17 protein-coding genes are annotated in these 20,832 nt (G+C 68.3%); 7 read left to right on the top strand and 10 right to left on the bottom strand.

Going from position 1 to position 20,832, the window contains the following annotated elements; translation table 11 throughout:
- Positions 1-12 precede the first annotated feature (12 nt).
- Together RMO01_RS02550 and RMO01_RS02545 are read right to left on the bottom strand one after the other, a co-directional pair.
- The gene (locus RMO01_RS02550; protein ID WP_309627483.1) at positions 13-1,284 is read right to left on the bottom strand and encodes a putative 2OG-Fe(II) oxygenase; all 1,272 of its coding nucleotides are present in this window, start codon (positions 1,282-1,284) and stop codon (positions 13-15) included.
- A 94-nt stretch (positions 1,285-1,378) separates the two neighbouring features.
- Entirely contained in the window at positions 1,379-1,924 is a 546-nt protein-coding gene (locus tag RMO01_RS02545; RefSeq protein ID WP_309627482.1) for a hypothetical protein, read from the bottom strand.
- A 290-nt stretch (positions 1,925-2,214) separates the two neighbouring features.
- Here RMO01_RS02545 and RMO01_RS02540 point away from each other — a divergent pair, with 290 nt between their 5' ends.
- Entirely contained in the window at positions 2,215-5,154 is a 2,940-nt protein-coding gene (locus tag RMO01_RS02540) for a TonB-dependent receptor domain-containing protein (RefSeq protein WP_409013032.1), read from the top strand.
- A gap of 104 nt (positions 5,155-5,258) precedes the next feature.
- Here RMO01_RS02540 and RMO01_RS02535 read toward each other — a convergent pair whose 3' ends face one another.
- The 7 genes from RMO01_RS02535 to RMO01_RS02505 all read right to left on the bottom strand — a co-directional run bounded on the left by RMO01_RS02535 (position 5,259) and on the right by RMO01_RS02505 (position 14,423).
- Complete coding sequence (locus tag RMO01_RS02535; RefSeq protein WP_309627480.1) at positions 5,259-6,278, bottom strand: DUF2891 domain-containing protein; 1,020 nt, start codon at positions 6,276-6,278, stop codon at positions 5,259-5,261.
- 1 nt (position 6,279) lies between these two features.
- On the bottom strand, positions 6,280-7,245 hold the full coding sequence (locus tag RMO01_RS02530) for a DUF979 domain-containing protein (RefSeq protein ID WP_309627479.1): 966 nt from the start codon (positions 7,243-7,245) through the stop codon (positions 6,280-6,282).
- A complete protein-coding gene (locus RMO01_RS02525) occupies positions 7,242-7,979 on the bottom strand; it encodes a DUF969 domain-containing protein (RefSeq protein ID WP_309627478.1) in 738 nt (245 codons plus the stop codon). Before RMO01_RS02525 ends, RMO01_RS02530 begins: the two co-directional genes overlap by 4 nt.
- Before the next feature lie 66 nt (positions 7,980-8,045).
- Positions 8,046-11,645, bottom strand: coding sequence for a hydantoinase B/oxoprolinase family protein (locus RMO01_RS02520; protein ID WP_309627477.1), 3,600 nt, complete (start codon positions 11,643-11,645; stop codon positions 8,046-8,048).
- Positions 11,642-12,601: a DUF6999 family protein gene (locus RMO01_RS02515; protein ID WP_309627476.1), complete on the bottom strand. Its 960-nt coding sequence runs from the start codon at positions 12,599-12,601 to the stop codon at positions 11,642-11,644. Before RMO01_RS02515 ends, RMO01_RS02520 begins: the two co-directional genes overlap by 4 nt.
- Positions 12,598-13,281 carry an iron-containing redox enzyme family protein gene (locus RMO01_RS02510; protein ID WP_309627475.1) on the bottom strand — a complete coding sequence of 228 codons (684 nt, stop codon included), beginning with the start codon at positions 13,279-13,281 and terminating at the stop codon, positions 12,598-12,600. The genes RMO01_RS02515 and RMO01_RS02510 overlap by 4 nt, the downstream gene beginning before the upstream one ends.
- The gene (locus tag RMO01_RS02505) at positions 13,281-14,423 is read right to left on the bottom strand and encodes a beta-ketoacyl-ACP synthase III (protein WP_309627474.1); all 1,143 of its coding nucleotides are present in this window, start codon (positions 14,421-14,423) and stop codon (positions 13,281-13,283) included. Before RMO01_RS02505 ends, RMO01_RS02510 begins: the two co-directional genes overlap by 1 nt.
- Positions 14,424-14,541: 118 nt before the next feature.
- Here RMO01_RS02505 and RMO01_RS02500 point away from each other — a divergent pair, with 118 nt between their 5' ends.
- Entirely contained in the window at positions 14,542-14,922 is a 381-nt protein-coding gene (locus RMO01_RS02500) for a VOC family protein (RefSeq protein ID WP_309627473.1), read from the top strand.
- Between the two features lie 51 nt (positions 14,923-14,973).
- Entirely contained in the window at positions 14,974-15,303 is a 330-nt protein-coding gene (locus tag RMO01_RS02495; protein ID WP_309627472.1) for an SMR family transporter, read from the top strand.
- A gap of 6 nt (positions 15,304-15,309) precedes the next feature.
- Here the strand turns inward: RMO01_RS02495 and RMO01_RS02490 are convergent, their stop codons facing one another.
- Positions 15,310-16,461: an acyltransferase gene (locus RMO01_RS02490; RefSeq protein ID WP_309627471.1), complete on the bottom strand. Its 1,152-nt coding sequence runs from the start codon at positions 16,459-16,461 to the stop codon at positions 15,310-15,312.
- 295 nt (positions 16,462-16,756) lie between these two features.
- Here RMO01_RS02490 and RMO01_RS02485 point away from each other — a divergent pair, with 295 nt between their 5' ends.
- From RMO01_RS02485 to RMO01_RS02470, 4 genes are all read left to right on the top strand, one after another.
- Positions 16,757-18,565 carry a tetratricopeptide repeat protein gene (locus tag RMO01_RS02485; RefSeq protein ID WP_309627470.1) on the top strand — a complete coding sequence of 603 codons (1,809 nt, stop codon included), beginning with the start codon at positions 16,757-16,759 and terminating at the stop codon, positions 18,563-18,565.
- A 245-nt stretch (positions 18,566-18,810) separates the two neighbouring features.
- On the top strand, positions 18,811-19,074 hold the full coding sequence (fliQ, locus tag RMO01_RS02480; protein WP_309627469.1) for a flagellar biosynthesis protein FliQ: 264 nt from the start codon (positions 18,811-18,813) through the stop codon (positions 19,072-19,074).
- A 9-nt stretch (positions 19,075-19,083) separates the two neighbouring features.
- Positions 19,084-19,857: a flagellar biosynthetic protein FliR gene (gene fliR / locus RMO01_RS02475; RefSeq protein ID WP_309627468.1), complete on the top strand. Its 774-nt coding sequence runs from the start codon at positions 19,084-19,086 to the stop codon at positions 19,855-19,857.
- On the top strand, positions 19,850-20,832 hold a 983-nt coding region (locus RMO01_RS02470; RefSeq protein WP_309627467.1), incomplete at its 3' end, for a flagellar type III secretion system protein FlhB. The genes fliR and RMO01_RS02470, both read left to right, overlap by 8 nt.

The following is a 20,832-nucleotide window of genomic DNA, read 5'->3' as shown; positions in this document are numbered from 1 at the left end:
CACCAGCCACCGCTAGCGGGGCTGGACGTCGAACGCCACGGTCAGCCGCTCTCCGCCGCCGGTGAACGGCTCGGTGCCGTGCCACATCCATGACGGGAACAGAGCCACGCGGCCCGGCTTCGGCTCGATCCAGTGTTCGGGCGGCAATTCCAGCCCGACGCCCAGCCGACAGGCCCCGAACCGCAACCAGCCCGCCCGGGGCTGATCCGGCGAGGGCTCCGGCGTCTCGACATAGAGGGCCGACGACACCCAGCCCCTGGGATGGATGTGATCGCTGTGGCGGCCGCCGGCCTTCAGCCGCACGGACCAGGCGCCGATGATCTCGAAGCCCCCGCCCGCACGGCGGCTCATCGGGTCGTCCCCGCCGGCCATGGCGCCGATGAACCGCTCGATGGGGTCGATCAGGGCGTCGAAGATGGCGTCAATGGCCGGATCGCCGGCGAAACGCGGATCGAGCGCCGCCTGCGCGCCCGAGCGGATCGACTGGCCGAACGGCTGAGCCTGGAAGGGATGCAAACCGCGCAGACCGGCCGCGGCCCTGGCCAGCCAGGATTCGCGGCCCTGACCGGCAGGCGTGGCCAAATCGAACGGGGCGGTCAGCCGGCGATAGTCCTCCGCGGACAGGGCGCGCCGGTCGCCGACCACCCGCCAGGCGGCGTAGCGCAGCGCCAGGGCGTACTGATCGTCCGGCGCGGCCGCCAGATGCCCGTCAAGCTCCGGCAGAGCGTCGCCGGATCGACCGCAGGCCATCAGGGCCGCCAGCCGCGCCACCCGCGCCTCGGCATCGCCCGGCGCGGCCGCTGCAGCAGCCTCGGCGTGCTTCAGCGCCAGAGCCGGATCGAAGCCCGAAGCGGCGACCGAAGCTCTCGAATCAAGAAAGGAAGGGTGGGATCCATTCAGCCACGGGGCCAGCCCCTGATAGGCAGCCTCGTCGCCTACGATGTCTCGCACGATGCCTGCGCGCAGGCCGACCAGCGCCGCGGTCGGCGCGAGCTGGATCCGGGCGTCGATCGCCGCCAGAGCCGCATGAACGTCCCCGCTCTGCATCCAGATCAGCTGGGCCTGGTCACGCAGGGCGTCAGCATAGTCCGGGCGCCGCATCAGGGTCTGGCGCAGGGCCTCTTCGGCCTCCGTCAGTCGGCTCGACGACACCAGGGCGCGGGCGAACACCAGCCAGGTCTCGGGCGCGTCGCCGCCCTTGGCGAAGGCGCGTTGGACAGCCGCCAGGGCCCCTTCTGCATCTCCCATGTCCCCGAGAGCGGCGGCCAGGTTGTGCTCAGCCACGGCGCTCGCGGGACGGGCCGCGACCGTCTGTCTCAGGGTCTGAAGGCGCGCTGCCGATTCGGGACCATGAGGCTTCACGGCTTTTGCGGCGCGCTCAGCGCTCACGACGAGCGCGAACGGACCGGGCCCCGCCCACGCTCAGCAGATAACTGCCTACCGCACCCTGACGGATGCGCACCGAGGCGCCGGGCGCGACCCGCGCGGTGACCCGCTCCATGTCGATTTGGCGCCAGGTCGAACCGTCGGCCAGAACGAAGGTCCACTGGCCCCGGCCATCCTGTCGTCCGCTGGTCAGGGTCGTCTCGATCGCGTCGACCGGGTCATCCTGTCGCAGGCGTCCGAACAGGTCGGCCGTGTCGAGATCCAGGCCGAACAGCCGGGTGCGGGTTTCGCGGGCCTGGACGCGGTCGATCACTGTGACCTCGCCCTGCTGTTCAGCGGTGTCGAACGCGGCTGCTGCAGCATCGAAGCAGGCCAGCCGCGCATCGGTCGCCGTGATCGCCCGGCAGGACAGAAGACCCTCAAGCAGCGCGGGTCTGGCGGGCGCTGTGTCCTGCGCATGGCCGGCCATGGGAGCGGCGAAAGCCGCCGCAGCCAAGGCCATGCCTGACAGTCGCGGAAACGAGAATCTCTTGCTCATGGTCGGTCTCCTCAAGAAGCGCGGTCACCGGCTTCTTACGCGATATTTTCGTCACTGCGGCAATGAGGCGGGTGCGTGGTCTGAATGTGACATTCTTTCACGAAAGCGTCGCGATTTGGCCATCCGCATTGACCGATCCCCGGGGTGCGGTAACGCTTTCGCCAAGTTCCAGATCTGCGTCCGCGCGAGTCCGGGACGGGCGGGCCAAAGGTCCGACCTGAAAACAAACTGCTCATGGAGAAGCCCCTTTGACCGACACCACCTATCGCCGCCGACTTCTCGGCACCTCGATGTTCGCCGGCGCGGCCATGGTCGCCGCTGCTTCTCTGATGGCCGCGCCCGCCATGGCGCAGGACGCCCAGGAAGACGACTCCGTTGACGACATCGTCGTCACGGGTTCGCGCATCGTCCGTCAGGACTATGTCGCAAACTCGCCGATCGTGACCGTTTCGCAGGAAGACTTCCAGGCGACGGGTTCGGTCAACATCGACACCCTGATCAACGACCTGCCGCAGTTCACGCCCGCCGCGAACGCCTCGTCGAACAACCCCTCGGCCGGTGGTCAGGCCAACGTGCAGCTGCGCGGTCTCGGCGTCGGTCGCACCCTGGTCCTGATGAACGGCCGTCGCGTCGTTCCGTCCAACGCCTCTTCGGTTGTCGACCTGAACATCCTGCCGACCGCCCTGATCTCGAGCATCGAGACGATCACGGGCGGCGCCTCGTCGACCTACGGCTCGGACGCCGTGGCCGGCGTGCTGAACTTCCTGCTCAACAACGACTTCGAAGGCGTCCAGCTGGACTTCCAGTACGGCGAATCCGACCGTAACGACGCCGGCACCGACTCGGTCAGCCTGACCGTCGGCGGCGACGTCGCAGATGGTCGTGGCCACGCCGTTCTGTCGCTGGGCTACTCGAACCGCGAGCTCATCTTCAACCGTGACCGCGAGTTCTCCTCGATCGGCGGATTCTCGGGCGCCTCGCCGCTGGGTTCGACCGTCTTCGAAGGCACCAACCTGCCCAGCGCCGCCGCTGTCACGGCCGCGATCACGGGCGCCCTGCCCAGCCACACCTTCGGCTTCAACAACAACGGCACGCTGTTCGCCTACCAGGGCGCGCGCGACTTCATCAGCCCGGGCGGCAGCGACTATGAAGGCTTCCGGACCCCGGGCCCGCTGCAGCAGACCGACTTCATCTACACCACGGCCGGCCTGAACTACATGATCCTGCCGCAGACGCGTTACAATGCGTTCGCGTCGGCCAGCTACGAGATCAACCCGGCCGCGGAAGTCTACACCGAGTTCCTGTTCTCGCAGTACGACACCGCCAACGTCCTGGCCGCCACGCCCGCCGCGACGGGCACGGGCTTCCGGGTTCCGACCACCAACCCGTTCATCTCGGCCGAACTGCGCTCCGTTCTGAACAGCCGTCCGAACCCGACCGCCAACTTCCAGCTGAACAAGCGTTTCAACGCTCTCGGCCCGCGCCAGGGTGCGGAATCCTACTCCGTCTACCAGATCACCACGGGCATCCGCGGCGACCTGGCGGGAACCCGCGACTGGACCTACGACGCCTATCTGTCCTACGGCCGTGTCGACAACGTCACGACCCAGTCGGGCAACGTCTCGCGTTCGGCGGTCCAGCGTCTGCTGGACGCGGCTGACGGCGGCGCATCGCTCTGCGCCGGCGGCTTCAACCCGTTCGGCGAATCGGCCCTGAGCGCGGCGTGCGCGGCCTACATCGGTCGTCTGTCGAAGAACACGACGGTCACCGACCAGCGCGTCTTCGAAGTCAACCTGCAGGGCGGCATGTTCGACCTGCCGGCCGGTGAAGTCCGCGTCGCCCTGGGCGGCAGCTTCCGCGAACAGGACTACCGCTTCGTCGCCGACTCGGGCCTCTCGGCCACGGCCCTGCTCCCGACCGCTTCGGGCGCCCTGACCAACCAGTTCGACAACGCAGGCTTCAACGCCGGTCAGTCGCTGTCGGGTTCGGACCAGGTCTATGAAGGCTACGGCGAAATCCTGATCCCGCTGCTGGCCGATCTGCCCTTCATCCGCAGCCTGGAGACCAACCTCGGCTACCGCGTCTCCAGCTATGACTCGGTGGGCAAGGTCGACTCCTACAAGGCGGACCTGAACTGGGAAATCGTGGACGGCCTGCGTGTTCGCGGCGGCGTCCAGCGCGCCGTGCGCGCACCGTCGATCGGCGAGCTGTTCGGCCCGCAGAACGTGAACTTCCCGAACGTCGGCACCCCGGTCTCGACCGCCGGCGCCCGTCAGTTCTCGGGTGACCCCTGCGACATCCGCGGCGCCTATCGCGCTCCGGGCGCCGCCGGTGCGGCCTCGGTCCAGACCCTCTGCATCGCGCAGGGCGTTCCGACCCAGATCATCGCCACCTACACCTTCCCGAACCAGCAGACCCAGGGCCTGACCGGCGGTAACCCGAACCTGTTCGAGGAAACCGCTGACTCGGTCACGGGCGGCATCGTGTGGCAGTCGCCGTTCTCCAACCCCTGGCTCTCGAACCTGTCCGGCTCGCTGGACTACTACAAGATCGAGATCGAGGACGTGGTCGGCACCGTGTCGGTCACCGAACAACTCCGTCGCTGCTACAACTTCGACGGCGCTTCGAACCCGACCTACTCGCCCACGAACACCTACTGCCTGCTGTTCCAGCGCGATCCGGGCACGGGTCAGCTGACCAACACGTTCGAGACCAACTCCAACCTCGGCACCCTGCGCACCTCGGGCGTGGACTTCCAGATCGACTGGCGCGCAGCGCTCGCCGACCTCGGTGCTCCGGACTGGGGTCAACTGTCCCTCAACGTCACGGGCACCTGGCTTGAGAACTGGGAACGTCAGGACCTGCCGGGCGCCGTCTTCACGGAGCGCACTGGCACGATCTCGAACTCGTTCGGCCTGACACTGCCCGAGTGGAAGTCCCTGACCTCGGTCAACTGGAACAACGGTGCGTTCGGCGTCGGCATGCGCTGGCGCTACCAGGGCTCGGTTGAAAACTTCAACAACCGCGCCAATGTCATCGACGGCATCCACTACTTCGACCTGAACGCCTCGTGGAACGTGAACGACGCCATCGCCCTGCGCGCCGGTGTCAACAACGTCACCGACGAGCTGGCCCCGGTCTACTCGCCGTCGGTCGCGTCCAACACCGACCCGTCGACCTACGACCTGCTGGGCCGTCGCTACTACGTCGGCCTGACCGCCCGCTTCTAAGGCGCGTCAAAGCTAAAAAGTCCGGGGCGGCCGAGCGTATCGGCCGCCCCTTTCTTTTGTCCGGAACGCGGCGCCGACGGCGGCCGCCGGGGACGTCAAACCGATCAGTCGGCGGGCGTCAAAATCGCCAACAAGGCAAAACTCGCCAGCCAGTGCTCGCCCATATAGTCGCCGGTCACATGAGGCAGGGCGGCGTCGAGGTGATCCTTGGCCGCCGTCAGCGCGACGACGCGGCGCGGGTCGTCTGGCGCCAAAGCCGAGGCTATGCCTCGCCAGCACCAGGCCCGGCTCAGGTTCAGACCGTCCAGATGGGCGATCTTGCCGTCCGACCGGTCGCTGACCGTGGCGGGGGCGAACAGGGTCGCAGGCTCGCGCTGATCGAGCCGTGGAAGATAGAGATCGAACCAGGATCCGAAGCCGTTTTCGCCGTTCACGCGACGCATCAGTTCGCCCACCATGAGGGTCGGCGACAGGAACTCGTCCTGCGACGGCTCCCAGGCCTGACAGTCGCGGTCGGCGGAATACCAGCGCACGGCGGCGGAGCGGCAGAGATCCGCCAACCCGGTGTCGCCGGCGCTTTCGGCGTAGTCCAGCGCCAGCCTCAGGGCGAAGGCTGTGTTGTAGTGGGTCCCCGTCCGCACCGGATAGGTCGAGATCGGCAGAAAGGCCTTGAACCGGTCGGAGAAGGCCTCGGCCAGAGGGCGCAGGGCATCGGCCCAGACGCGGCCGCGCGGGTCGGGGTGTCGATCGAGCTCGGCCTGAAGCCTCAACAGCCAACCCCAGCCATAGGGGCGTTCGAAGCCGCGACTGGAGGGTTTGGCCAGATAGGCGACCTCGTCGGCGACGTTTGCGGGCGTGAACAGGTCATCCGCGAGGCCGGCGATAGCTGCGGCCTCGGCCATGTCCGGGTGCAGGCGACGCAGGGTGAACAGGGTCCACCAGCCGTGGACGCAGGAGTGCCAGTCGAAACTGCCAAAGAAGATCGGGTGCAGGGCGCGCGGACCCAGCGCGTCCTCGGGCCCGTTCAGGACGTGATCCAGCTTGTTCGGATACTCCTTCGTCACATGACCGAGCGCTGCCCGGGCGAAGCGGGCGGCGGTGGCGGCGTCGAGGGTGTGGGACATGTCAGAACCGGAAGGCGAGGGCGTACATCAGGGCGATGTTGACCCCGAGCATGATCAGGGCGGTCGGGGCCTGGGCGCGGATGACGCCGTTGAAGGCGGCGTTCCGGTCGGGCAGCTCCAGCAGGTTGGCCGGCACCACGTTGAAGTTGGCCGCCATGGGCGTCAGCAGGGTGCCGCAGAAGCCGGCCAGCATGCCGATGGCGCAGACGATGGCAGGATCGCCGCCGAACTGTCCCACCACGAAGGGCAGGCCGATGGCCGCCGTCATGACCGGGAAGGCGGCGAAGGCGTTGCCCATGATGACGGTAAACAGCGCCATGCCGAGGCAGTAGGCGATGACGGCGACCAGCGGCGAACTCATCGGCACGGCCTGGGTCACCACTTCGCCAACCACGCCGCCGACATTGGACGCCAGGAAGATGGCGCCGAGCGCGGCCAGCATCTGGGGCAGGAGCACGGCCCAGCCGATGGAATCGATCAGCCGGCGACCCTCGTGCAGCGGCGCGGTCGCGGGCGGCCGCAGCCAGGCCATGGCGGCGCCGAGCGCGATCAGACAGCCGAGCGCCAGGGCGATCAATGTGGTCTGGGTGGAGGAGAACAGGGCCGCGCCCCAGCCGGTGTGCTTGGCGGCCAGGGTCCCGCCGACCGCGACGACGGGCACGATCAGGGCCGGCAGGAACAGGGCATTGCCGCGCCGGGACGCGCTCTCGCGTCGCTGATCCGGCGTGGTCGTCTCCGGCTTGCCGACGCCGAGTTTCGACAGGCCGGCGAGGGCGACGAGGGCCACGACCAGCAGACCGTTGCCCAGCCCGCCAAGGTACGAGCCGAACAGCATGGATCCGGCGAGCAGACCCCAGAACAGGGCGCTGCGGATCCGGGTCGGATGGCTCGCATCGCGCAGGGTCAGGATGGCGAAGGCGAGGAACATCAGCCCGACGAGGATGTAGACCTGATCCAGGGTGATCATTTTCCGGCCTCCGAGGTTTGCCCGGATTGGCCGCCGGCGATCGCCTTGCGCACCTCCCGGTCGAACATCAGCAGCCGCGCGCCGTGGACGAGGAAGGCCGCGATGGCGGTGGGGATGGCCCAGACCGAAAGCTGCAGCGGCTCGACGATGATGCCGGCCTGTTCGAGGAAGCCGACCATCAGGATGATCGAGCCGATGGCGATGAAGATGTCCTCGCCGAAGAAGAGGCCGATGTTGTCCGTCGCGGCCGACATGCCCCGAATGCGAAAGCGGACGGCGTCGGGCAGGGTCCCGCCGGCCTCGATCTCGGCGGCGCCTTCAGCCATGGGGGCGACCAGCGGCCGGACCATCTGGGGGTGGCCGCCGAGCGAGGTGAGGCCAAGCGCTGAGGTCCCCTGACGGATCAGGAGATAGACGAGCAGCAGGCGCCCTGCCGAGGCGGCTTTGACCTTCGCGATCAGCATCCGCGCGCGCTCCTGCAGACCGGCGCGTTCCAGCAGGCCGATGACGGGCAGGATCAGCCAGACGACGTGGAAATAGCGGTTGTCGTTGAAGGCCTCCCCGAAGGCGGCGAGGGTCGCGACGCCTGCCTGGAACAGGGCGGCCAGGCTGACGCCGGGGGCGATGGCCGCGCAGACGCCGGTGACGATGGCGGCGGCCAGGATGACCAGAAGCGGATTGATCCGCGCCACGAAGCCCGCGACCACGACCAGTATTCCGAGCAGCACGAGCATCGACGATTCCCCCCGAGTGTCGGGGGGCACCGTGCCTTATTCCCTCTCCCAGTGGGAGAGGGAGCGTTATCCAAACCCGCCGCCGCCGGGGGTCTGGATGACGAAGACGTCGCCAGGGGCCATCGAGGTCTCGGCGGTGGACCCCAGCACCTCCACCGAGCCGTCCGCGCGCTCGATACTGTTCGCCCCGACCTCTCCCGGTTCGCCGCCCGCCGCCCCGAAGGGCGCGATTCGGCGGTGACCGGACAGGATCGCCGCCGTCATGGGTTCCAGGAAACGCACCCGACGGGTGGCGCCGTCGCCCCCCTTCGCCGCACCCGCCCCGCCGGAGCCCCGGCGAATGGCGAAGGCCTCCAGCAGGACGGGGAAACGGGTCTCCAGCACCTCCGGGTCGGTCAGGCGGCTGTTGGTCATATGACTCTGGACCGCGTCGGCGCCCGGGGCGTCGGGACCGGCACCCGCACCGCCGGCGATGGTCTCGTAGTACTGGCGGGTGGCGTCGCCGAAGGTGAAGTTGTTCATCGTGCCCTGGCTGGCGGCGAGGATGCCGAGCGCGCCGTACAGGGTGTCGACGACGGCCTGGCTGGTCTCGACATTTCCGGCCACCACCGCCGCCGGATAGCGGGGATTCAGCATCGACCCCTCCGGCACGATGAGGGTGATGGGCTTCATACAGCCCTCGTTCAGTGGGATGGCGTCGTCCACCAGGGTACGGAACACATAGAGGGTCGCCGCCCGGGTGATCGACAGGGGGGCGTTGAAATTGGTCGGGCGCTGGTCGCTGGTTCCGGTGAAGTCGACTTTCGCCGTTCGGGCGTCGGGGTCCACGTCGATTTGGACGCGGATGACGGCGCCGTCGTCCATCTCGTAAGCGAACGAACCGGGCTTCAGGGCGGCGATGGCGCGGCGGACGGCTTCCTCGGCGTTCGACTGGACGTGGGCCATATAGGCCTCGACGACGGGGCGCCCGAACTCGGCGACCATGCGATTGAGCTCGTCGGCGCCGCGCTGGCACGAGGCGACCTGGGCCTTCAGGTCGGCCATGTTCTGATCGACGTTGCGGGACGGCCAGGGGCCAGAGGCGAACAGGGTCCGGGTCTCCGCGTCGCGTAGACGGCCGCCCTCGACCAGCAGGAAGTCGTCGATCAGCACCCCCTCCTGTTCGACCGTGGTCGAGGAGGCGGGCATGGAGCCCGGAGTGATCCCGCCGACATCGGCATGGTGTCCGCGCGCGGCGACGAAGAAGGCGGGCGTGCGCTCGCCGTTGAGGAAGACCGGCATGATGACAGTGATGTCGGGCAGATGGGTGCCGCCGTTGTACGGCGCGTTCAGCATGACGACGTCGCCGGGTCGCAGGGTCTCGCCCCGCGAGGCGAGAACGACGCGGATGCTCTCGCCCATCGAGCCGAGGTGCACCGGGATGTGCGGGGCGTTGGCGATCAGGGCGCCGGAGCCGTCGAAGATGGCGCAGGAGAAGTCGAGCCGCTCCTTGATGTTCACCGAGTAGGCGGTGGCGCGCAGGGCCTCTCCCATCTGTTCGGCGCAGGCCATGAACCGGCTGTTGAACACCTCCAGCAGGATGGGGTCGGCGTGGGTCCCGATGGGGGCGCGGCCGGCGCGCGGGGTGGTGCGCTCGAGGATCAGATTGGCCGATGGGTCCACGCGGGCCGACCAGCCGGGCTCGACGACGGTGGTGCCGGTGGATTCCAGGATGACGGCGGGGCCGGGGATGCGGGCGTCGGGGGAGAGGGCTTCGCGGTGGTGGACGGGCGTCGCGTGGTCGGCGCCGGCGAGGCGGACGGACACGGATTCGATGTGAGGCGGGCCCGCAGTCGGAGTGGCGTCAGTCCGGATCGTCGGCGCCTCCACTGCCGAGATCGCCTCGACCTCCAGGGTCTCGACCACCAGCGCCTTGTCCCCGGCGAAAAAGCCGAAGCGCCGGCGGTGCAGGGTCTCGAAGGCCGCGGCCATCCCGGCGGCGGGACCGAAGGGGACGGTCAGGGGGGTGTCGCTGCCGGCGAACTTGATCTCGGCGCGGGCCTCGGTGGCGATGGAGGCGGCGGGCAGGTCCTGGGCCAGGAGGTCGGCGCGGGCCTCGGCGTCGAGGGCGGCGATGCGGTCGGCGAAGGCCGTGTCGGAGGCGGGGGCCAGGGGCGCGGCGACGGTCGTCTGGCGGATCGTCCGGACGGACGCCAGGCCCATTCCGTAGGCGGACAGGACGCCGGCGAAGGGGTGCAGCATCACGGTCGTCATGCCCAGCGCATCGGCGACGAGACAGGCATGCTGGCCGCCCGCGCCGCCGAAGCAGTTCAACACATAGCCGGTCAGGTCGTGGCCGCGCTGGATGGAGATCGACTTGATCGCCTCGGCCATGTTCTGGACGGCGATGGCGATGAAGCCTTCAGCGAGGTCCTGCGGGTTCGTCGGGCGACCGGTGGCGGCGGCGACCAGGGCGGCCAAGGCGTCGAACTTTTCGGTGACGGCGGCGTGGTCAAGCGGCTGGTCGCCGTCCGGGCCGAAGACGGCGGGGAAGAACTCGGGACGCAGCTTGCCCAGCAGGACGTTGCAGTCGGTCACCGTCAGGGGGCCGCCGCGCCGATAGGCGGTGGGGCCGGGCACGGCGCCGGCGGACTCGGGGCCAACCCGCAGCCGCGAGCCGTCGAAACGACAGATGGAGCCGCCGCCGGCCGCCACCGTGTGGATCGACAGCATGGGCGCACGCAGGCGCACGCCCGCGACCACGGCGTCGGAGGTCCGCTCGAACGAACCGGAATAGTGGGAGACGTCGGTCGAGGTGCCGCCCATGTCGAAGCCGATGACGCGGTCGAAACCGGCGGCCTCCGCCGTCGCGGCCATGCCGACCACGCCGCCGGCCGGGCCGGACAGGATGGCGTCCTTGCCGCGGAAGGCCGAGGGGCTGGCGAGCCCGCCCGAGGACTGCATGAACATCAGGGGGACGTCGGGGCCGAGCGCCCGGCCGACGCGGGCGACATAGGCGTCGAGCACCGGCGACAGATAGGCGTCGGCCACGGTCGTGTCGCCGCGTCCGATCAGCTTGATCAGGGCGCCGACCTCATGGCTGACCGAGATCTGGGTGAAGCCGATCTCGCGGGCGAGGGCGGCGAGGCGGGTCTCGTGGTCGGCGAATTGCCAGCCGTGGACGAGGACGATGGCGAGGGCGCGGTAGCCGTCGGCGAAGGCGGCGGCCAGGTCGGCACGGGCGGCCGCCTCGTCCAGCGGCCGGTCGACGGCGCCGTCGGCGCGGACGCGTTCGTCGATCTCGATGACCCGCTCATGCAGCGGCTCGGGCAGGACGACGTGGCGGGCGAAGATGTCGGGGCGCGCCTGCCAGCCGATGCGCAGCGCGTCGCCGAAGCCGCGCGTGATGGCCAGGACGGTGGGCTCGCCCTTGCGTTCGAGCAGGGCGTTGGTGGCGACCGTGGTGCCCATGCGGATGTCGGCGACGAGACCGGCGGGCAGGGGGCCGGGCGGGGCGTTCAGGATGCGGCGCACGCCCTCGACGGCGGCGTCCTCATACTGGTCCGGGTTGTCCGACAGCAGTTTGGCGGTGGTCAGGGCGCCGTCGGGGGCGCGGGCGACGATGTCAGTGAAAGTGCCGCCCCGGTCGATCCAGAACCGCCACCCGTCGATCGCCGCGTCCGTCATGCCAGTTCCGGCCCGCCGGTCGGGTCGCGGGGATCGAGCGGCAGCCCCGCCTCCTGACGCGCCTTCAGCACCCGCAGCCAGCCGTGCATGGCCTCGCAATCCAGGCCGTGCATCATCAGCCGGAAGCCCGCCTGCAGCGTCGACAGGGTCACCAGGGGGTGGCCGTTCTTGACGAAATGCATGTGGTAGTCGGTGCCGAGGATGCGCCCGATGTAGATGCCGACGATCTCGTCCAGCTGCAGCGAATGGCTGGCCCGCATGAAGTCGGCGCGGGGCAGCATCAGGGCATACAGGGGCGTGTAGAACTCCACCGCCGTCTGGATGTCGATGCGGTTCAGCGGTCCGGTCGGGAAGGTCTCGAAATCCGGCTCGATGTCCGACAGCATGGAGAAATCGACCCGTTCCGGCGACGTGATCTCCTTGCCGGCGGCCCGCAGCGCGATGTTGAGCTCGATGATGAAGTTGAAGATGTTCAGGTCGTGCTGGAGGAAGACATTGTCCTCCAGATCCTTGAGCGTCAGGGGCTTCAGGGGCACGGTCTTGACCAGGGCCGGATCGATCCCGGCATTGGCCTTGAGGAAGGCCAGCAGCTCCGTCCCGACGTGGAAATGCCGCAGGATCAGGGTGTTGCACTCCGGCGACCCGAAGGTGCGCAGGCCCCAGTGGATGGACTTGTGCAAGAGGCCGTTCAGGTTCGGATAGCGCGGCGAGATCGCCCGCAGCACCTTCACCAGGCCGAAGAACAGGAAGACGAGCGGTCGCGAGACCGGGAACAGCCAGCGCCGCGACCACGACCGCGCCCCCAGCAACAGCGCCCGCTTGGCCTGCGGGTCGATCGGCAGGGAGTGGTCGAGATAGAGCGCCAGCCACGGGTCGGGATCGTTGGCGTCATAGCGGCGCGCGTCGAACGGATCGGTCTTCCACGCCGCCGTGTCGCCGCCGTCGGACAGGCTCACGCGGCGATCTCCTCGATCTGCAGGGTATAGAGGCGGGCGGTCACCTTCGCCGTCCTCACGATGCGTTCGGCGACGGCGGCGTCCGGAAGGACCATCCGCAGCATCTCCTCGAACTCCTGCATATGCTCGGCGTCGTTCTCGCCGTGGTACAGCAGGAACCGCACGGCCTCGTCGGGCAGGTTCAGCCGTTCCTTGACCAGCCGGCCCCAGGGCGCGGCCTTGATCGAGCCCAGCCCCTCGATGATGAACATGGCGCCGAGCAGGCCGAACGGGTCGGGCTTCGACGCCTCATGGAACATCCAGGCCGAGATGGCCTCGGAGCCGACGTTCTTGGGGGCCGAGCGGATCACCTCGACCTCGCCGCCTGAGCAGACGAAGTCGGCTTCCAGCAGGCGGAAGTCGCGATGCTCGGTGACCGCATGGCGCATCAGGGTCGAGCGCAGTTCGAGATGTCCCTCGCCGACGTTCGACGCGGCGCGCGACATCCACAGGGCACCGTCCTTCACCTGCTGGCGCAGGTTGATGAGGAACAGCTGGTAGTCGGCCAGTTCGAACCGGCCGCGCGTCAGCTTGCGGATCAGGGGCGTCGCCTCCAGCCGCTGTTCGAAGTCGGCGAAGACCACCGCGAGCTTTCGCAGGGTGTCCGCGACCTGATCGTCCACACGCGCCCCATCCGCCATCACACCACCTCGCACATCATGAACCCGACCATGGCCCGTCCGCTCTCGGGCACGATCAGCAGGACCTTCTCGCCCCGCTTCGCCCGGCCCGACTTCATGAACTCATCCAGCATGACCCAGATCGAGGCCGCGCCGATGTTGCCTACGGTCGGCAGGTTCGAGAACCACTTTTCCTCCGGGATCATGGCGGCGGTGCTCTTGAGGACACTGACGATCTCCTCCCGCAGCGACCGGGCCGAATAATGACACAGCAGGTGGTCGACCTGATCCGGGACGATCCGCCCCTGATCCACCTTTTCCAGCCAGACCCCGATCCAGGCGCGGATGACGATCTTCAAGAGCTCGAAGTCCTGCACCAGGGCCACCGATCCGGAGGCGTGGGCGGCGACCGGTCCGGCGTGGCTCCAGGCCGACGTCATGTCCGCCCGGTCAGCGAAGGTGGAGCCTGCCCACATACAGGGATCGAACCGACCGGCCAGGGAGGTCAGGTCGATCCATTCGACCTTCAGCGACAGGCCGTCAGGTCTCGGCCTCGGCTCCATCACCACCGCGCCCGCCCCGTCCGACAGGGTGAAACGCAGGAAGTCCGCCTCGACCCGCGCCCGACCCTTGGCGTCCAGAAGCGAGGTGCCCTCATAGAATTCAGGCCGGAACCAGCGGGAGGAGAACTCCCCGGCCGCCGCCGCCGCGACCTCGGCTTCTCCAGCCCGGACCTGCAGCCAGGCGCCCTTGGCCGCCATCAGGGCGGAGGCGCAGACGGACTGATAGCTGGCGATCTCGATGGGGCCGGCGCCGAGTTCGGCATGCACAGCGCTGGCGTGGCCAGGCACGATATAGTCGCCCTGGGTCGTCGCCGTGGCCAGATGCTTGAGGTCGCCGATCGACAGTCCAGCGTGGTCCAGCGCGGTCTTCGTCGCCGCCGCCGTCATCGCGGCGTTGGAATGCAGGGGGCGACCCTCGGGCGTCAGAGCGTAATGGCGCGTCTCGACCCCGTTCCAGCGCAGGGCGCGGCGACCCACAGCCGAACTTCGCCCCCCGATGCGGCCGATAAAATCCTCCATCGCCTCAACGCCGATCGGCGGACCGGGCAGGAAGGCGCCGGTCCCGGTGATGTAGACGTCGCGAAGCGTACCCGGAGACATGGCGCTCAATGCGCACAAATGCCCCCGGCGCCGCAAGCAGACGAAGTCTGACGAGGCCGTGAGCGGAACGCTGGGCGCGGGCCGAACGCTATCCCGCTGACACCTCAGGAACCGACGCATGCTCAAGGCTCGAAACTCGTCCGCCACCGTCGCCGTCAGCGACCTCGCCCGCGCCCGTGCCTTCTATGGCGAGACCCTGGGCCTGAACCTGTCGCCGGAGAGCGAGGGAGACGTCGCCATCTTCCACACGGGCGACACCCGTCTGGTCGTTTACGTCTCGGAGTTCGCCGGGTCGAACAAGGCCAATGCGGTGGTCTGGAGCGTGGGGGAGGAGATCGAATCCATCGCCTCCGACCTCGCAGCCAGGGGCGTCGTCTTCGAGCAGTACGACATGGACGGCGCGACCTATGAGAACGGAGTCCACAGGATCGGCGACTTCCGCATGGTCTGGTTCAAGGACCCGGACGGCAACATCCTGCACTTGAACAGCGCAGCCTGATTCCGACTTCAACCCGATTTGCGCCCCATTGCGTGTGCTAGCCGGACAGGCATGAAATACATCGTGCTCGCCGCAGCCATCGTCGCCGAAGTCATCGCCACGACAGCCATGAAACAGTCGGATGGATTCAGTCGCCCGTTGTGGACCGTGGTCACAGTCGTCGGCTACGCGGTCGCGTTCTGGTTCCTGTCTATCACGCTGAAATCGATTCCGACGGGCATCGCCTACGCCATCTGGTCGGGCGTCGGCATCGTGCTGATCTCTGCCGCGGCCTGGGCTTTCAACGGCCAGAAGCTGGATGCGCCCGCCGTCATCGGCATGACGCTGATCATCTCAGGCGTGGTGGTGATGAACGTCTTTTCGAAGACGTCCGCCCACTAGAAGGGATCAGCCCTCGATCGAGACCACCGCGCCCTGTTCGACGGGGCGGCGGCGGGTCTTGCCGCGCGCAAGCCAGCGCTTGATCTGGCGCTGGATCGGATCGTCGATCACGGCGTGGAAGGCGAAGGCGAAGCCCACGGCGGCCAGGACGCCCGCGCCCCAGATCGCCCACTGCACCTCCGTCGACACGGCGTATCTGGCGATCAGGACATTGGCGACGCCGAACCAGGCGATGCGCACCACTTCGTTGCTGATGAACATCGAGAAGGAGACGACACTGGCGCGTTCGACCAGTTTCGACGGGCGAAGTACGGGAATGGCGCCCGCCGCCAGGATGATCAGCGAGATGAAGGTCAGCGAGATCAGGGCGTTCTTGCCGTAGAACTGGACCACCGCCAGACCCACCGCCGCCGACACCCCGACGATCCGGGCCAGACGCGGCGCCACGAAAACCTTCTCCGACAGGACCGCCAGAGCCATGCCCAGGGCGAACAGCGGCAGGGCCCGCAGGAAGCCGAACTTCATCGGCATCTGATAGACGGGATAGCCGAGGAACTGGTGACACGCCGCATTGGCCAGCAGATAGACGAGCACCGCCGAGGCCAGCGCCGTCCAAGGCCCCATCCGCACCAGCGCCCGCAGGATGTAGGGGAACAGGATGTAACAGCCCACCAGGGCCGAAATCGACCAGCTCGGCGCGTTCCAGCCCAGGCCGCCGTGGATGCCGAAGGCCTGGGTCAGGGTCAGTTGGGCGGGCAGCTGGTCCCAGGCGAACCATTCCGGATTGCGCGGCGCGACGCCGATCGCCGCGCTCAACACCACCAGCGCCACCAGCGCCAGACCCATGATCAGATGGGCGGGATAGACGCGCAGGAACCGCTTGATGAAGAAGTCGCCGGGCGACATGGCGCCGCGTCCGACCGCCCCGCCATAGACGCGCATCAGCACATAGCCGCTGTCGATCAGGAAGAAGTTGGTCAGCAGGAAGCCGCCATGCTCGAACACCGGATGCAGGCTTTCCGCCAGCGGAACCGGGCCCGCCGCCTGGAAATGATGCAGGATGATCAGCGAGGCCACAATGAAACGCAGGGCGTCCAGCCACCCGCCGCGCGCGATGGGTGGTGTCTCGTTTCGGGTCGAAATCGCGGTCCAGGCCATGGGAAATCTCTCTTCTGAGGGGAAATCCGCAAGGGTCGGGCCGCTTTGCCCTTCTCTTCTTTCGTCATTCCGGGCGGAGAGGCGAAGCCTCGCAGACCCGGAACAAGGCGGCGCGCGAAAGCGCGAAATTGCCGCGCACGCGTCTGCTGAAACATTTCGCCTGCGCTCCGCTTCGGCGCCGCCTTGTTCCGGGTCTCCGCTGCGCTGCGCCCGGAATGACGAAAGGAAAGGAGGTCCACCGCTTGCCTTTGCCCTCGGCGAACATCGGTCTAGGCTGCCGGCTTCAGGGGGCTGGATGACCGACGAAGATCCGCGCGAGGGACGCATCCGGCTGGGCCGGCGCCGCGAGAAGGCGACCGAGAGCCTCGACGCCATCGAAATGGCCGAGGACGCCATGGAGGCGGTCGAGGAAACCATGGGGCCGCCGGACCCGGCCGTCCTGCTGGTCGAGGAACAGCGCCGGCTGATCAAGGCCCAGGTCTCCAACGAGCGGATGGGCTTCGTCCTGCGCGTCATGACGGCCCTGGTCGGCGTGGCCTTTGTGGCGGGCCTGGCCATGATGGTCTGGACCGCCGCCAATTCGCGCGCGGTGGTCGTGGATCCGTTCGACAGCCCCTACGGCCTGACCCGGCGGGGTCACACCGGACAGGTCATCGCCCGCAACGTATCGGATGTGGTCCAGACCATCGGCGCCGACGCCCGGAATTCGTCGGAGAATCGCGCCGTCGCCCTGAACTGGACCCGCGACGTGGCGGTCGTCGTGCCCTCGACCGGCGTGTCGATCGGCGAGATCGACAAGCTGTTGCGCGGCTGGTGCGGCAAGGAGACCCATATCGGCGGCGCCCTCACAGTCAGCGTCGACGGCGAGGTGTCCCTGACCATCCGCGCCGACGGCGTGCGCGGCCGCACCTTCACGGGGCCGGAATCCGAGATGCCGCGCCTGATCACCGAGGCGGCGGAATATATCTACGGCCGGTTCGAGCCCCAGCTGTTCGCCAGCTATCTGCTGGCGACCCAGCGGTACGAGGATGCAGAGCGGTTCATTCCCGGCGCCTATGCCGGCCACCCGGGATCGCGCGGAGAGCTCGCCTATGACTGGGCGCTGCTGCTGGCGACGCTGGGGCGGCCCACAGAGGCGGTGGAGAAGCTGCGGCTGGCGTTGCAGTACCTGCCCGACGATCAGGAAGTCTGGGAGATGCTGATCGCCACCCTGTTCGATGCAGAGGGCGAGGAGGCCGCGGCGCGGGCGGGACGGCAGATGACGGCCAGTTCCCTCGCGAACGGCGCGCCGATGGAGAGCGCCAACTACCTCCTGCTGCTTCAGGACTGGACCCGGGCGATCGAGATCGCCGAAGCCGACGTCGCCGAGACCGGCGGGGAGGGGGTCCTGGGCGGACAGGAGATCACACTGGCCGATTCCGAAGGCCGCCGTCACGACTACGCCGGCGCCTTGCGGCATCTCGCGGGGGCGACGCCCGATGATCCCCTGACCCACGCAGCCCGCCAGATGATCGAGACCTATCGGGCGCTGGCGCTGAACGACCGCCCCGCCGCCCGGGTCGCCGCCGAGGCGCTCGACGTCCTGTGGCAGGCGGACGAAGACGTCGCCTTCACCTTCTACGAGGCGCCCTGTTTCCTCGGTCTGGCCGAGGGGTTGTCGGGCCGTTACGCCGAAGCCGAGGCCGCCTTCGTGCGCGGGGACCGCTACGTCGCCTGCGCCGCCTTCCGCGCAGACGTGCTGGAGGCGCGGGGTCTGCAGGCCGAAGCGGACCGCCAGTACGGCGTCGCCATCCGCCTCGCGCCGTCCCTGCCGTTCGCCTACCAGCGCCGGGGCCTGGCCCTGCTTGCGCGTGGCGACAGCGCCCGCGCCCTGACCCGCTTTCGCGATGCGGCGGCACGCGGTCCCCGCTGGGCCGACCCGCTGAAGGGCTGGGGCGACGCCCTGGCCGCCCAGGGTCTCTGGGCCCAGGCCGCCGCCAAATACGCCGAGGCGGAGGCGTTCGCCCCGCGGTGGTCCGAACTCCACCTCGCCCACGCAGCGGCGCTGGAACGGCTCGGGCGGCGGAGAGAGGCCGAAGAGCAGATCGAGAAGGCGGCGTCCTAAGGTCCTTCTCCCCTTGCGGGAGAAGGTGGCTAAGCGAAGCGAAGTCGGATGAGGGGTATGTTTCCACCTCTCCAGTCTGGCCGATGAGAGCCGGTCTGGTGACGCACACCCCTCATCCGTCCGCTCCGCGGCCACCTTCTCCCGCAAGGGGAGAAGGGAATTCTGTGCTGACCCAACGCCGCCGCTAACCCCCCGTTAACCACGCTCCCGGCATTTTCTGCCGAGTATCCCCGGGGTGTTGGACGATGAGCGGCGCGGAAGTTCTGGATGTGGGCCGCGACGCCCTGTGGCTGACGATCCAGCTGTGCGCCCCCGTGCTCCTCGTCGGCCTGATCGTCGGCGTCGGCATCGGCCTGTTCCAGGCCCTGACCCAGATCCAGGAACAGACCCTGGTCTATGCGCCCAAGATCATCGCCATCTTCATCTCCCTGCTGCTGTTCCTGCCGCTGATGGGGGGCTTGCTCGGCGCCTTCATGCGGACCATCGCGGCGCGCATCTCGGGCATGTAGCGGGGCCGCATGGAGCCCTACGCCACCGCCGATCAGGTCTGGGCCGGCGGGCTGATCTTCGCCCGCATCGGCGCCATGATCCTGACCCTGCCCGGCATCGGCGAGACCTACGTCCCGCCGCGCATCCGCCTGTCGCTGGCCCTCGTCATCTCGCTTTGCCTTTGGCCCGTGATCGGCGGCGCCCTGCCGGCCCTGCCCGACAGCCTGGGCGCCACGGTCGGCTGGGTCATTCGGGAGGTCATCACCGGCCTGATGATCGGCACCATCCTGCGGATATTCACCAGCGCCCTGTCGACCGCCGGCGAGATCGTCTCGCTGCAGACCACGCTCAGCTTCGCCCAGACCGCCAACCCGCTCATGGGCGGCCAGAACACCACCATCGCCGCCTTCCTGATGCTGTTCGGCACGGTCCTGGTCTTCGCCACCGACACCCATCACCTGTTCATCGCCGGGCTGGTGGGATCCTACGAGCTGATCGCCCCGGCCCGACCCCTGATCGCCGCCGACTTCGCCGAGCTTGCCATCCGGACCGTGGGCGACAGTTTCATGCTGGGCATACAGCTGTCGGCGCCGGTCATCGTCTTCGCCCTGATCTTCAACCTCGCGGCGGGTCTGGTCGGGCGGGTGATGCCGGCCTTCCAGATCTTCTTCGCCGCCGCCCCGCTCAGCATCATCCTGGGTCTGTCGATCTTCGCCCTGTCGCTCGGCGTGCTGGGAACGGTCTTCATCGACCGCTACCGCGCCCTGGCCAACCTGTTCGTCTCGGGAGCGGTCGGTGGCTGACGACAAGGATCCCGACTCGAAGACAGAAGAGGCGACACCCCAGAAACTCGAGGAAGCGCGAAAGAAGGGCGACGTCGCAAAATCCGCCGACGTCGCCCCGGCCCTCAGTCTGCTTGGAGCCACCGCCGTCATCGTCATGGGCGGCGGCTATTTCGCCACCTCGATCGCTGAGTCCTTCATCCCCTATATCGCCTCGCCTCACCTGCTGCTCGGCGGGCTGGAGGCGGGCGCCGGGGTCGAGATCGGCATGAACGCCATCTGGGCCGTCGCGCCGTTCCTGGGCGCCGTCATGCTGGCCACCATCATCGGCGGCGTCAGCGGCAACGTCTTCCAGTCCGGCCTGCTGTTCTCGGCCGAGAAGATGAAGCCCAAGTGGGAGAAGGTCAGTCCCATGGGCGGGCTCAAGCGCATCTTCGGCCCCGATGGCCTGATGCAGTTCGCCCAGACCTTCGCCAAGCTGAGCGCCGTGTCGGTCATCTGCTGGATGGTGCTGAAGCCCCACGCCCGCGAGTTCGAGAACATGGCGGCCATGTCGCCGCTGACCATCCTGCCGCTGGCGCGCGACATGATGATCGCCCTGATGGCCTCGACCCTGGTCTTCCTGGTTCTGGGCGCCGGGGCCGACTTCATCTGGCAGAAGATGCGCTTCGCCAAGCGCCAGCGGATGACCAAGGAAGAGGTCAAGGAAGAGTACAAGAACACCGAGGGCGATCCGCACGTCAAAGCCAAGCTGAGGCAGATCCGCATGCAGCGCAGCCGCCAGCGGATGATGCAGAACGTGCCCGGGGCCACCGTCATTGTGACCAACCCGACCCACTATTCCGTGGCCCTGCGCTACGAGCCCGACAAGGGTGACGCCGCGCCGATCTGCGTCGCCAAGGGCGTCGACGCTGTCGCCCTGCGCATCCGCGAGGTCGGCCGCGAGCACAATGTTCCGATCGTCGAGAACGTGCCCCTGGCCCGCGCCCTCTACGC

Source organism: Brevundimonas sp. (genome assembly GCF_031412435.1).
Lineage (GTDB): Bacteria > Pseudomonadota > Alphaproteobacteria > Caulobacterales > Caulobacteraceae > Brevundimonas.
This window is presented reverse-complemented; position numbering and strand designations above follow the sequence as displayed.